At 58.9% G+C, this 12,793-nt stretch carries 17 protein-coding genes; 12 read left to right on the forward strand and 5 right to left on the reverse strand.

Annotated elements, in window-relative coordinates; translation table 11 throughout:
- The first annotated feature begins 4 nt into the window (after positions 1–4).
- The 8 genes from RG2_RS14035 to RG2_RS14070 all read left to right on the forward strand — a co-directional run bounded on the left by RG2_RS14035 (position 5) and on the right by RG2_RS14070 (position 5,918).
- Positions 5–880, forward strand: coding sequence for a phosphoenolpyruvate carboxykinase (ATP) (locus tag RG2_RS14035; RefSeq protein WP_230590030.1), 876 nt, complete (start codon positions 5–7; stop codon positions 878–880).
- On the forward strand, positions 859–1,995 hold the full coding sequence (locus RG2_RS14040) for a nucleotidyltransferase family protein (protein WP_033232042.1): 1,137 nt from the start codon (positions 859–861) through the stop codon (positions 1,993–1,995). The genes RG2_RS14035 and RG2_RS14040 overlap by 22 nt, the downstream gene beginning before the upstream one ends.
- 152 nt (positions 1,996–2,147) lie before the next feature.
- Positions 2,148–2,348 carry a hypothetical protein gene (locus RG2_RS14045; RefSeq protein WP_033232041.1) on the forward strand — a complete coding sequence of 67 codons (201 nt, stop codon included), beginning with the start codon at positions 2,148–2,150 and terminating at the stop codon, positions 2,346–2,348.
- Between the two features lie 184 nt (positions 2,349–2,532).
- The gene (locus RG2_RS14050) at positions 2,533–2,934 is read left to right on the forward strand and encodes a hypothetical protein (RefSeq protein WP_051730352.1); all 402 of its coding nucleotides are present in this window, start codon (positions 2,533–2,535) and stop codon (positions 2,932–2,934) included.
- An 18-nt stretch (positions 2,935–2,952) separates the two neighbouring features.
- Positions 2,953–3,465 carry a helix-turn-helix domain-containing protein gene (locus RG2_RS14055; RefSeq protein ID WP_080711633.1) on the forward strand — a complete coding sequence of 171 codons (513 nt, stop codon included), beginning with the start codon at positions 2,953–2,955 and terminating at the stop codon, positions 3,463–3,465.
- Between the two features lie 127 nt (positions 3,466–3,592).
- Positions 3,593–3,952: a VapC50 family PIN domain-containing toxin gene (locus RG2_RS14060; RefSeq protein ID WP_230590029.1), complete on the forward strand. Its 360-nt coding sequence runs from the start codon at positions 3,593–3,595 to the stop codon at positions 3,950–3,952.
- Between the two features lie 173 nt (positions 3,953–4,125).
- Positions 4,126–4,884, forward strand: a complete 759-nt coding sequence (locus RG2_RS14065) for an ArsR/SmtB family transcription factor (RefSeq protein ID WP_207787533.1) — start codon at positions 4,126–4,128, stop codon at positions 4,882–4,884.
- A gap of 497 nt (positions 4,885–5,381) precedes the next feature.
- A complete protein-coding gene (locus tag RG2_RS14070; protein WP_033232039.1) occupies positions 5,382–5,918 on the forward strand; it encodes a nitroreductase/quinone reductase family protein in 537 nt (178 codons plus the stop codon).
- Positions 5,919–5,939: 21 nt separating this feature from the next.
- Here RG2_RS14070 and RG2_RS14075 read toward each other — a convergent pair whose 3' ends face one another.
- Positions 5,940–6,818, reverse strand: coding sequence for an alpha/beta fold hydrolase (locus tag RG2_RS14075; protein ID WP_033232227.1), 879 nt, complete (start codon positions 6,816–6,818; stop codon positions 5,940–5,942).
- A 117-nt stretch (positions 6,819–6,935) separates the two neighbouring features.
- Here RG2_RS14075 and RG2_RS14080 point away from each other — a divergent pair, with 117 nt between their 5' ends.
- Positions 6,936–7,379: a MarR family winged helix-turn-helix transcriptional regulator gene (locus tag RG2_RS14080; protein WP_033232226.1), complete on the forward strand. Its 444-nt coding sequence runs from the start codon at positions 6,936–6,938 to the stop codon at positions 7,377–7,379.
- Here the strand turns inward: RG2_RS14080 and RG2_RS14085 are convergent.
- Positions 7,376–8,398, reverse strand: coding sequence for a hypothetical protein (locus RG2_RS14085; RefSeq protein WP_051730335.1), 1,023 nt, complete (start codon positions 8,396–8,398; stop codon positions 7,376–7,378). The genes RG2_RS14080 and RG2_RS14085 overlap by 4 nt on opposite strands.
- A gap of 104 nt (positions 8,399–8,502) precedes the next feature.
- Here RG2_RS14085 and RG2_RS31495 point away from each other — a divergent pair, with 104 nt between their 5' ends.
- Both RG2_RS31495 and RG2_RS31810 read left to right on the forward strand, forming a co-directional pair.
- The gene (locus RG2_RS31495; RefSeq protein ID WP_133637957.1) at positions 8,503–8,685 is read left to right on the forward strand and encodes a hypothetical protein; all 183 of its coding nucleotides are present in this window, start codon (positions 8,503–8,505) and stop codon (positions 8,683–8,685) included.
- 240 nt (positions 8,686–8,925) lie between these two features.
- Complete coding sequence (locus RG2_RS31810; RefSeq protein ID WP_255285225.1) at positions 8,926–9,075, forward strand: antitoxin Xre/MbcA/ParS toxin-binding domain-containing protein; 150 nt, start codon at positions 8,926–8,928, stop codon at positions 9,073–9,075.
- 155 nt (positions 9,076–9,230) lie between these two features.
- Here the strand turns inward: RG2_RS31810 and RG2_RS31815 are convergent, their stop codons facing one another.
- Positions 9,231–9,467 carry a hypothetical protein gene (locus RG2_RS31815; RefSeq protein WP_033232038.1) on the reverse strand — a complete coding sequence of 79 codons (237 nt, stop codon included), beginning with the start codon at positions 9,465–9,467 and terminating at the stop codon, positions 9,231–9,233.
- A 536-nt stretch (positions 9,468–10,003) separates the two neighbouring features.
- On the opposite strand from RG2_RS31815, the gene RG2_RS14105 reads away from it, so the two are divergent.
- Positions 10,004–11,065, forward strand: coding sequence for a GGDEF domain-containing protein (locus RG2_RS14105; RefSeq protein WP_072782533.1), 1,062 nt, complete (start codon positions 10,004–10,006; stop codon positions 11,063–11,065).
- 19 nt (positions 11,066–11,084) lie between these two features.
- Here RG2_RS14105 and RG2_RS14110 read toward each other — a convergent pair whose 3' ends face one another.
- Complete coding sequence (locus RG2_RS14110; RefSeq protein ID WP_033232036.1) at positions 11,085–11,528, reverse strand: DUF5709 domain-containing protein; 444 nt, start codon at positions 11,526–11,528, stop codon at positions 11,085–11,087.
- 48 nt (positions 11,529–11,576) lie between these two features.
- Positions 11,577–12,767, reverse strand: coding sequence for a lipase family protein (locus RG2_RS14115; RefSeq protein ID WP_051730332.1), 1,191 nt, complete (start codon positions 12,765–12,767; stop codon positions 11,577–11,579).
- Between the last annotated feature and the right edge of the window lie 26 nt (positions 12,768–12,793).

Here is a 12,793-nt window from a genome sequence, read left to right on the forward strand (position 1 = left end):
CTAGGTGACAGCTGGCGATGCGGAGAACATCCGTTCGCAGTACCTATGGGTCGACGCACACGTCACGGGCACCGCGGTTCCCGAAGTTCGCGTCGTCGAACACAAGATTGCCAGCCCGTGGTCGGCGAACCACCGGGTAGACGCGCACGTTGTGCCCAGCGAATCGGTGCCAGGGCGATGGGATGCGACCATCCGCTCCACAATCGATGCGACCCGTGAAAACCTGGTCGGACTCGACGGTCTGCAGGCCGCCGAGAGTATCTATCGCACCGTGCACCGCGATGTCATGACCGCGGCTCGCATCGACCAGTGGACGCGGTTGCACGCTGCTCTGGTGGATTGTGGCGGCGTGCGGGTGGCGATTGCCGGGCACTCGGGGGCAGGTAAGACCACGCTTTCGTTGGCGCTCGCCCTGCGGGGCGCACAGCTTCACGCGGACGAGGGCGTCTTCATCCGAGGAGAAGAAGCTGTCGGTCTACCGCGCCGCGTCCACGTAAAGGCGGGCACGTTCGATGTATTGCCGGAGATCAGCAGCCGCGAGCTGCTGCATCTGCCGTATAAACCCCCGGTGTGGGCACTTGACCCGACATCATTGCCCACGCCACCTGACGTTGTGGCCGGGTTGCGGGGGATCGATGTGCTGTTGATCCTCGAAGGGTGGAGCGACACGACGCGTGTTGAGCCAATGCCCACCGCCGTAGCTTTGAAATCGCTGGCCGAACAATCCGCACTGTGGTCAGACAATCACCGGCTGACGCTCCGAAACATCGCAGCGCTGTTGTCGAATACGGCGTGCTTCAGTTTGACCCGCCAGCACCTGGATTCCGGGATCGCGGCCGTCGAGGAATTGGTGGCGTCGTGCGTGACACGCAGTATCTGATCGCGATGCTCGACGCCGAGGACGGCGCTGAGGTCATCCGCTCATGTAGTGATGACGACTGGCCGCGTCTTATCGACGTTGCCGCGCGGCACAAGGCGCTACCGCTACTCGCCGCGGCCGCTGTCGACGCTGAGTTCGCCTCGATTCTGTCTCCGAGTTTTGCAACGATGCTGGCAACATCGACCGCCGACGTATCCAGCCCACAATTGACACTGAGCCTGGTGCATCATCGCAATACGCTGCGAATCGCCGATCTGGAATCTCAGCGGGCTGAACTTCAGGAGATGCTGCGCGACAAGGGGTTTCCCACTGTTGCACTCAAAGGCGCGGCGTTACTCGAACGCAACATCTGGCCCAATCCCGCGGCGCGGCGGATGACCGACATAGATCTGCTTGTCGTGGACCTTGCTCACGCGGTCCCCGCCAACGACGCGATCATCGACCACGGATACCGCATGGTTCGCTCCGACGAGGTGTCCGCGGATTCCATCGATCACGACGACCATCAGGAACCAGCGCTGCTTCGAGACGATCGACATGGTTCCGTCGAAATCCACTCACACCTTCTGCCGCGCTTTGCACGACACGCGCTCACCCGAGAGCGTGCGGTGCAGAACATCGTGTCGTCGGCCGGCCCGAAACTCGCGCTTGACGATGTGGCCCTGCACGTTATCTCCCATGCCCGCCTTGCCGACCGGGCATTGGTACGCGCTGATCTAGCGCTGAACAGTATTTTCGACGTCGGATATCTACTTGCTCATGATCCGTCGATCGGCCACGCATTGGCGAACCGCCGGATGGCGCACGACGTTCGCCGGGCCGTGAACGTGCAGTTGGCAGCCGTGGAATCAGTCTTCGGCACAAGCGTTGTCGGCGTAACTGCGTCGGCACGTCTGTGGTGGCGATGGACGCTGTGGTTGGCGGATCACCCGCGCATGCACTCGCTCTACCGGGATCTGGTCATGGTTCCGCTGTTCCTCGATCGTGATCGACTCTCGATCAGGGCAGGACAGGAGCTGCGCGGAATTTCGCTGGCACGCGCCCGACTGACGTATTTCACCCGCCGCGCGCGGACCGCACTCGGTGACGCGCAGCGCACCTCCGCGCATGCTTAGGGAAGTTCTCTACTTTCTCAGCTTTCTCGTTGATCATGTACAGCAGCTCCGCTAGACAGATCTGCGTTCAGAAGGACTCGAAACCGACCGCCTTAGAGTTACCGGTGGGTGCGCCGGTAACGGACAGAGGACTGCCGCGCGATACCCCCGGTATGACACGAGCGCGGGTTCTGACTGTCGTCGCCACGGTTGTCCTGGCACTGTTCCTCGGCGGTGGGTTCGCTGCCGCCTCGCCGGGTGGACCGGACCCGTACTGGTGGATGGGTCCGCAGGTCCGGCCGTGGCTCGAGTCGATCTTCGTCGGTCTGGCCAACTGGTTCTTCAACCTGCCGCTGGTGCCGTACCTGTCGTAGCCGCCACGGCGCTCCCATCGCCACCTGATGCGTGCAGCAGCTTCGCATTCAGTGGCGGAACACTTCGTGTTGAACTACCCCGCTATGAGGTGAATGTCCGTTATCTTCCTCGGTAATGGTTGCAATCTCGTGGCTGCTCCGCCTCGCGTGCACGGAAGCTGTCACCACGAAAAGGAGTACATCCGTGAATGGTATCGAAACGCCCGCTCGTTGGTCCCGGACCACCTCGGTGCTTGGAGCCGGCGCACTTGCTGTCGCGATCACCCTCGGCAGTGCAGTTGGTACCGCGTCAGCAGATAGTCCGGTCACCGACTTCGGCAGCGTCTCGTTTTCGGTGACCAACACTGCCGACAACACCATCTACGACATCAACGCCGTCCTCAACCTACCTGCGGGCACCCTCCCGATAGGGATGATGATCCCGCCGATCGGTGCGCGCGCCTCGGCCCCTCAAGCGGTCAACGACTCCTTTGGCGACTCCTTTGTGGGCACCTCGTTGGACTTCGTTCTGGGTTTCGTTCTGGCTGCGGGTAATTTCTCCTTAACGCCCAGCAACTTCGGATCACCTGGGAGTTCAGGGTGGTGAGCCAGTCCCGACTCACGAATGGGGCCGGTCACCCTTAAGAAGAGCCCCTCTCGACGTCAGCCGAGGATATGGAAGATCAGTCGACCACCGGCGCCTCGAGGTGTCGATGGTTCCGGTGTCATCGAGCAGGAACAGGCGCGTCAGGCGTTGCAGGTGCTGCGCGGTGTCGAACCCGACGTGGGGGAGACGCTCGATGTCAAGGTTGCGGGCACTGCGGAGTCGCTACATTTGCCACGTGCAGCATTCGAGTTGATCCGGGATGTGTTGGCGAATATGGCTGCCGGGCAGGGTGTCACGGTCGTCCCGGCGCATGCCGAGTTGACCACGCAGCAGGCCGCCGAGATGCTCAATGTCTCTCGCCCACATGTGATCAAGCTGCTCGACGAACGACAGATCGAGTATCGGTTGGTCGGGCGTCATCGCCGGATCCTCGCATCGTCGCTGATTGCCTATCGGCGGTCTCAGCTTGGCGCCGCGCGCAGTGCCGCCGACGAGTTGGCAGCTCACACCGAAGAGTTCGGGCTGTACTGACGTGACCTTCACCGTGTTGTACGACGCAAACGTGTTGTACCCCAATGTTCTACGAGATGTGTAGATACGGCTCGCGCAGAACCGTCCGGACATCCCGATCGCGAAACTGGACAAGTTGCGTGAGTTGATGAATGTCGCGGTTCCGGGCTGTCTGATCACTGGTTACGAAAAACTCATCCCCGCCCTGACGCTGCCTGATGTCAATGATCGGCATGTGTTTGCCGCAGCGATCCGAGCGGGAGCCCAGGTCATTGTCACCGCGAATCTGCGGGACTTTCCGGAATCCGAACTCGCCCAATTCGGCGTCGAGGCCAAGCATCCGGACGAGTTCGTGATGGATTTGTTCAACCTCGACGGGGTGCGGGTTCATCAGGCGGTCAGTGCGACTGCAGCAAGATGGCGAAATCCTCCGGGGACGCCAGCGGATGTGTGCGACCGTCTTGTGGCAGCGGGTCTTCCGATTTCGGCAGCAGCGCTGCGGCGCTGAACAGAAGCTTCGGTTGCTACCTCCACGCTAGTGCTCAAGCCTTCGACGGTCGGCCTCGATTTGGCCTTGTTGTTTGCCGAAATTCGAAAATTCGAACTGATTGGTTTGTTGTGCAACGCTAGACATGCAGTCATTTGCCTGCATATCATGTGTCCATGGCGTCATCTACCGACCTGGTTTTCAAAGCACTGGCTGATCCAACGCGCAGGTTCCTTCTCGACTGCCTGCGCGAAGACAATGGTCAGACGCTGGGGGAGTTATGTGAGCGCGTGACGATGACACGTCAGTCTGCAACCCAACACCTGGCCGTGCTCGAGGCGGCAAATCTGGTGAGCTACGTGCGCCATGGTCGAGAGAAGCGTCATTATCTCAATCCTGTTCCACTCGAGGAGATTCGCGAACGATGGATTGACACTTTCGAACACTCGCGACTTCAGGCGCTGAGTGCAATCAAACGACATGCGGAGGCAGAAATGACCGTCAAGCCCACCTACAAATACGTCACCTACATCGAGAGCACACCGGAAGCGGTGTGGCGAGCACTCACCGACGCTGACCTCACGGCGGTGTATTGGGGGCACCAGAACGTCTCCGACTGGAATGTCGGATCCTCGTGGGAGCACCGCCGCGCCGATGGTTCCGGTATCGCTGATGTCGTGGGCACTGTCATCGAAAGTGAAGCGCCGAGCCGGCTGGTTACATCATGGGCGTCTCCTGACAATCCCAGCGAGGACACTACCTCCCGGGTGACGTACACAATCGAACCGTACGGCTCGATTGTTCGCCTCACCGTAGTGCACGAAAACCTTGCTGACGAGGAAGCGCACAGCAGTATTTCCCGGGGCTGGCCGGCAATTCTGTCCAACCTCAAGTCGCTGCTCGAGACCGGGCACGTACTGCCTGACACGCCCTGGGAGATGCCGGCCAACTGAAGGGTAGTCGGGCCGGTTCACGGGGAAGGGGAGGAACTCGTGGACCGGGCGCCGGCAAGCCTGGGGGAGTGATTGAGGTAGTGTCGTGCAGCGCTCAGGGGGGAGTGGCAGTCGGCCCAATTTCCGAGAAAACCCATGTGATAGTGCGGTTTTCGATCGCGGTTGGCTGATCGAACAGGACAGCTCGCTAAAAAATTGGCGTCTTGTCGTTGATCTCTCTATTCCGATTGCCTAAAATCGGACGGTGACGGAACCACGTAATTTTCCGAATGTACGTAGTCAGCAAATTACCTAACAACGCAATAAAAATGAGCGCGCACCTCACCACACCACAAAGAAATCGGGCACAAAGCACAGACAACAGGGTTCGACTTGTCACGATTTCGCATATTTGACGAACCCTTGTGCGTAAACATCGGCTGCGATGGAATTGAGGAAGCTGGATCCGGGGGAGAGCGCGTCTAGCGGCGCGAATTATTCCGAACCGAGGAACGATTGTGGACAAGAATCGCGACAATCCGAGCCACCCGGCAGATTCGTTTCCTGACGTCAGGTGGAGCCACGACAGGCCCAGATTGCGTAAACCCGTCACTGTCTTCGCGTCGAGCAAGGTCGGATCGTGGCTCATTCGTACTGCAACACCGTTGGATCGGTGGATTTTGCAACGCAGTAAGAGTCGGTACACGATCCTCGGGCCGCTCGGATTGCCACTTCTGCTGTTGACGACAGTCGGCCGAAAGACCGGGCAACCTCACACAACTCCGCTGACATACGTCCGCGAAAACGGTCAACTGTTTGTCGTGGGAAGCAACTTCGGTCAGGACCATCACCCGGCCTGGTCGAACAACCTGCTGGTCAACAACCAGGCCACCGTCACCATTGGCGGTGTGGATGTACCGGTGGAAGCGACACCTCTGTTAGGCGCGGAGAAAGAGTGCACCTTCGAAAGGTTCGTTGCAATCGGTGAGGCCTATGCGAGATATCGAGATCGTACGGACCGCGATCTGCGAATATTCTGTCTTGTTCCACGGTGAAAGAGCACAAGCACTGACTGACTAGCGCCCCAGTGCGGAGCACAGTGCGGCGTTCAGCTCTTGTGCCGGCACCATCGGAAGTGCGTGGTGTGTCGCCGAAGCGAGAATCAGAGTCTTCGCGTGGGGGAGCGATGCACGTATCAAAGCCGCAACTCGGCTGCTGTCATGAACTTTGCTTCGTCCCGCCAGGATGACCGTGGTGTCGACGGAAAACCCCGCCAACTTCTTCCTGCCGGGGCGCTTCGGCACAATCGTCTTCGATTTTGGAAAGTGTGCTGCCCCAAGAGTGAGGAGTGACATCCAGTCCTCATCCAGCGATGCACCACCGGTTTCCCATTCGATGAACGTCCGTTCCCTTTTTTCGTTCGGGCGCAAAAGAATTGGTAGTGCATGCACCAGGTATTGCATCCTCATGCCGGCAAAGCAGGAATTGGGGTCGATCAATATGAGCCGACTCACTCTGTCGGGATTGTGTAGCGCGTAGGCCAAGGCGATCATGGCTCCGTACGAGTGGCCGATGATGCTGGGGGAGTCGAGGTCAAGTCCGTCTATGACGCTCTTCAGCCAATCAAGCAGGTCATCGACAGCTTTCATCGGTTTGCCGTGGGCGGTGCTGCGTCCAACATCTCCCATCAGATCCACTGCATAGACTCTGTTATGCGCGCTGAGCGCAGTCACATTGTCAAACCACACGGTCGATGTTGCTCCACCTCCTGGTAAAAGAACGACCGGAGGGCCTGATTCAGGGCCGCATACATTGACATGAGTTGTGCCGTAATCGGATTCGATCTCAATAGTAGTCGTGTCGTCCGGCCAGGTGGACAGTACCGAATCGTATGCAGCGTAGAAGGCCGCACCGCTATCGGTTGCCGCGAACTGATCGATCGATGATGCAGGCATTGAGAACTCCATCGTCATTTATCTCGATAGTCGAGATAATAGACAATGGAACTAATCGCGTCGAGCGGAGGAGTGGAAGTGACCGATACGAATAAGTCGACTACCAGCGGTCACGAGATGGTGCACCTACTGCGGGCGTTGGTCGTGCAGTTGGATCTGTTCGGTGCGAACTTCGCAGCGCAGCATCAACTTCACTCCACAGATGTGCGCGCGCTGATCAGCCTTCTTGACGCTGAACGCGCGGGACAACCCGCCACGCCGGGATGGCTGGGTCAGCAACTGGGTTTGAACTCCGCGTCGGTAACAGCATTGATCGACCGTATGGAACAACGCGGCCTGGTGGTTCGAGAACGAGACATGAGTGACCGTCGACGCGTGATCATCGATGTCACCGATAGCGCCAAGAATCTGGGGTGGTCGTTTTTCGGACCGCTGATCGGCCAGGCCACCGACGTCTTGGAATCCTTTTCGCCGACGCAATTGACGACGATAGGCGAGTTCTTGACGAAAATGAGTGCCGCGGTCGAGGTCACCCGAGGATCGCAGGCACCAGCCGATTAGACTGGCTCCCAGAGATTTTCAGAGTTCGGGCGCCAGGCGGTCATGTTGCCGTCGACGGTGATAAAACTGGTGTTCAGCCAGAATGTGGTATCGGGATTCCAGCCCGCAAGTACGGTGGCACCTGAGCGGGCTGACAGAGGAATCGTGATACCCGGAGTGGTGAGATACCCGATCATGCTCAGGTGAACTGCGTCGTAGTCGTTGACTACCTTGCTCCAATCCGGAATGAACCAGTCGTGATACTCGCCCGTGGTGTCGTACCAAACGGAACGACGCGATGCCGGTACAGCGAGGGGATAGGTGTCGACGAGGTGAGCCCAGTCCGCAGGACTCGAGATCTCGTACACCCGAGGTGTTCTGTGGACGCTCACCGGCCACACGTGAGCGAAACTCCATCCTGGGCTGTCCTCAACGAGCATCAACTCGATAGCTCCGAGGACGTCCCGGGCGCGAGTGGTGTCGTAAGCCCCGTTCGCGGCTGGGATCGACCACCATTCACCGCCGATCTGCCTGTCAGGATCCGCTTTCAGATACTCGACGAACGTCGCTTCGTAGTCCAGCGTGTGCGTTCGCCACTGCTCCAGTCCGTCCTCGAACTTCCGGATGCGTAGAGGAGTTACGTCTGGGTCATCGGTACGTTCGTATTTCTGAACCATTCGTTGGTTGACGAGGTCGACGGGCTCGGCCCACCACTGAGTGTGCGGTGACGCCAGGACTGCATGAGCGATGGGTCGGAGAAGCTCGACAATCTGGGGGACAACCAACACGATGTCCTCTTCGTCCGGCGGCTGCCAGTAGCGTGCAAAATCCACGGCATAGGCGAACCGGTCGAGAATTTCGATTTCGGACAGTGCGGCAACGGCTCCGAAGTCCACGTTAGCGAGGACATCAACAACGTCGCCGAGTGTGGAGTGCAGACCGTAACGCGACGCCAACTCGTGCGTGCTGCAGGCATTTCCGATATTTGCGCAGAAGAACCGACCACGAGGCGAGCCCAGCATCATCGAGACCGTATCCATGTACCAAAGCTAGTCGCCTGTAACCGCGTAGTCGTGCGCTGATGGTCCGGCGCGGCGTAGTTCACAACACGGTTAACTTTCATAACTTGTGCAGGGAGGGTCTGATGGTTGCCACACGGAAGCACAGTGCCGGTGGTTCCACCCCAAAAGCGCGGCGCGCACGCCTGCATCTGGTCGCAGATCTTGCCGAGGCTGATGACATTGCGCGCGTTGCATCCGCAGTATCCGCAGATGACGAACTAGATGAGGGGGCCTGGGGCCGCGCCCACCCAAGCCGAGGCACTTGAGGCTGTCGTAGGTGACTTGTCTGACCAATTTGCCGCTAGGCAAGCCCTCATTGACACCGGGCTCACTTGTAAACAAGCTGACCACACTTACTGGGTGTTCGTGAGCAAGCAATCACGGCAAAGCAAGACGAGGGTAAACTGATTGGCCTCAAACGCGGTCGTGAATGGCGTTTGCCTGCATGGCAATTCATTCCGGACAATGCTTCCGGAATCATTCCGCGGCTCGGGACGCTGCAAGCAGTGTTTCCAGGCGGACCCGTGAGTCTGTCCGCCTGGATGAACAAGCCCAGTATCGAATTCGACGGACGCACGCCGCTGCAGGAAATACTTGCGCACGGACCTGACGGCGTCGTCGCACATGCGCAGCGCTTAACTGCCGCTGCATGGTGAAATCCCTCGAGTCGCCGCAGCGGCCGATGTCTCCAGGTGGCGTTCTGTGGCAATGGGTTCGATCAGGACCAGGGGAGCCGTGGCTGTGGTGTCGTGTCCACCACCGCGGGGCGCTGGATCCGGATGGGCGCGCTCAGGGCGCAGAACCCAGAGCATCAACTCAGGAATGGGCTCGCGCGATATTCGAAGATCAACCGGCCGGCGATTCCGTCAGCGGGATTCATTACCGAACGGCGTATGGCGACGGTGATGCGCTCGCGTTGTGGGATTGCAGTTCCTTCATCCGAATACGCCGCGATGCGCGCGGCAAGATCCTGGACCGTCCGCTGCAACATCCGTCGTTGCTGCGTCGACTCCAGGTCGAGATGTGGAAACGAGCGTGTCGGAAGCATCGTGCTCGATCTGCGTCTGATCCATGGGGGAAGGTCCTTCAGACGCTCAAATCCCCACTACTTGACATAATGTAGATTATCGGCAAATTACCGACCTGCGGATATGTGCCGGATGGCCTGAATGAACCCAATCTCTCGTGATGCTCGTCTGTGTTATACGTACACGCATTCATCCCGTCGGTGTCCGCGCGCCCACTGGCCGCGGCCCTGTGGAATCGGTCGCCGACTCAGATCTTCCGGCGCCGCCACGCCCCGTGCCCACGGGCCCATGGCAACCAACGCCGTCTGGCCCAGACCTAGACATACTGACGGGTCTGGGCGGGATTCCGGCTAGTGCTCGGCAGTTGCCAGGGTCCGCGTCCCCCAGCTCAATACGTCACTGTGACATATTGAGCTTTTCTGGTGGTGATCAGAAAGCTCTAAGAAATTCGATAACCGACTAAACTTGTCGGCATGCCCGAGTTTCCGCTCACGAGTTCGCGAGGCCTACGTCCTCAGTGAACCCCATACGTGAAGTGGTCGAACGCTGGCTTGCTATGCCTGACCAGTTTGATCGATTTACCCGTTTGCTTCGTGGCAACGGATTCCTCAAAACCGCACGAATACTTATCGGCCTCATGGTCTTTTCCATGGGAGTCACCGTTGTGGGAAAACGACTGGGAACGGCATCCGATCAAGTAAGCAGCATTCCGCTTGACTTGATGATCGGTGTACTCGCGCTGATAGGCGGATTGGCATACCCGGTATTCACGACTACCAGAAACCGTTCGCTTCAATTTGTCATCGCGAGCGATGTGTCGATCGCTATTATCGTGCTCACCGAAGCGGATCTTGATCAGCGACTTCTCGGATCACTGGTGTTCGGGCTGATGGGCACGTATATCGCTTTCTTCCACAACATGCGTGCTCACCTGGTTCACCTGCTGTTTTCGATCACAATCGTCGTCGCAGCATGCTGCGGTGTTTTCACCGAAGAACCGACGACATTCTTCGATACCTTTGGGCGAATTCTCTTTGCGGTGAGCGTCATCAGCGTTGTTCCGTTCCTGACGCAGATTGCATTGATCCTTCTGAGTAACGACGCCCAAGGGTCGGAGCTCGATCCCCTGACAGATCTTCTCAATCGCCGCGGTCTTGCTCGTCGTACAGCGGAGCTGATTCGATCCAAGTCCGGCATCGGCCAGTCACTATTGGTGGTTGTCATCGACATCGACAATTTCAAGCAATTCAACGACACTTTCGGACATGATGTCGGTGATCGCGTCATCATTCGAACAGCAAATCGATTGACCGCGTGGGCGCGAGCAGATGCGGCAATTGCCAGAGTCGGCGGTGACGAATTCATCGTGGTTCAGATCATGCCGCTCTCTGATGTCGGTGATCTGATCTCGCGAATCCACCCCGCAATGAATACACCGATTGTCGAACCACGATCGACTACAAGTATCGGGATCGCGATCCACAATGGCAGTTGGCTGGATTCGGACGCCGAGGAAGCCGGAATCGACGCGCTTCATCGTCTCGCCGATTCCGCGATGTACGAGAGCAAACGACTGGGCGGAAATCACGTCCACACAATCGTGATGACGTCGCCGTAGCCGTCAACCCTCGAACAACCTAGTCCTCGATGATATGAATCGCAGCTTCCTCCGCAGAGGCGGCCGCTCCATCAACACCGACGTCCTCGGCTACCAAGTTGCTTTCCTCGTCCTCGTATCGCCCTTCGTCCTCGGCAACAAGGCGTCCCGCACGGCGTGTGCCCACCTCACGGTCCGGTGGGAATTCCGCTTCGCGGACAGCGTCTTCCGCGTCACCTTGCTCGAATAACGGATCTCCCAGCTTGGCCGCAGGGTCGGGTTCTTCCTCGGCAAGACGCTCGTCGAGGGTCTCCCCCGTTTCCGAATCGCCGAGGGCATAGGGACGCTCAGGCGGCGAAATCCCTTCGTCGAGGATGTCGTCAACGCCTCGGTCGATCAGAGTGTCTTCTGGTTGCAGTTGGTCGTCTGGATCGAGGCTGTAGTTACCTTCGGCTGCTGCGCCGGTATCGTCCGCATCATTCATGACTTCACGATGCCACCGCGAGCGAGATTTGGCCACGGAACGCTCATGTCAGCAGTTACTCGGTGCCGGTCGGCCGGCAAATCGGTCTTGCAGATAGTCGACCGCGGCCGGCAGCCCGATGGCTCCCACGGTCAGGTGATCCAGATTGGGGCCCAACACGCTTTGGATGGTCGCGCCTGCTGCGCAGTATCGGGCCATGGTTGCCACGACGGAGTCGACCGGAATGAGATTGTCTGTGGCGCTGTGCCATTCGTATATCGGTGCCGTCGGAATTCCGGGATAGAGTTCCACGCTGTTGTCGTTCATGACGCTGATGGCGTCGGGGTTGTCCAGCATCGATGTCGACAGCGCTACGTCGAGGGCGCTTCGCCCGGCTCCGGTGATGAGGAGTTGGGTTGTGCAGGCGTTGGTCAAGTCTGTAGCCAGAGCATGTCCTAGACCGTTGAGTTGGCTGGTCAGTGGCAGTTCGGTCGGGTATTCGCGTTCGAGACCCAATGCGGCTGCAAATGCGAGACCGAATGCCGGGTGAGGATCGCGGCCTAGTGCGTTTGCCATCTTGGTGATGTTCATGGGTACACCGCCTTCGGCAACGCCGACGATGTTGATTTCAGGGGCATATGTCGGTGCAAGCGCTGCGGCCCACGCTGTTGCCATACCGCCGCCCGAGTATCCCGCGATTCCCACGGGACTGGATGTGAGCCCGAGTTCGGGCAACTTCTGCACAGCGCGGATTCCGTCGAGAGTGATCTGTCCGCCGAGGCGCGCAGCGCCGTACGCGCTGGTGGGACCCAGATGGTCAGGAAGCGCAACTGCCCAGCCGCGTTGAAGGGCGATGTTCAGTGCTATGGCTTCACGGTAGGTGCTCCTGGGGTCAGAGCTGTAGAGCGCTCGTGACGGTGCGCATTCAGTGCCCAGTGCGTTGACGATGTGTTGATACGACAACAGCGGGCCGTCTGGTGTGTGGTTGGGAGGGATTATGACGGTGGTGACCGCGACGATCGGATTGTTTGCCGAGTTCAGCGATCTGAAGTTCACCTGCCAGACTGCGGATCCTGGGAAGGTTAAGAGGTCAGGGGCTCGTCGGACGGAGATGGGTGTGCCGACGGGACCGGTTGCGGCTTCGGTTTGTGAGTAGAACGGATCTGGATCCAGAGAGGCCGGCGCAGCGGACGCTGTTATTGGTGTCGTGGAGAGCGCAAGCACTGTGAGCGCCGTCGCCAGCATCGGTCCAGCAAGCATCCGTCGAGTCCTGAATTTCAATTGTT

This window comes from Rhodococcus globerulus NBRC 14531, from assembly GCF_001894805.1.
In the GTDB taxonomy this organism is placed as follows: Bacteria; Actinomycetota; Actinomycetes; order Mycobacteriales; family Mycobacteriaceae; genus Rhodococcus_F; species Rhodococcus_F globerula.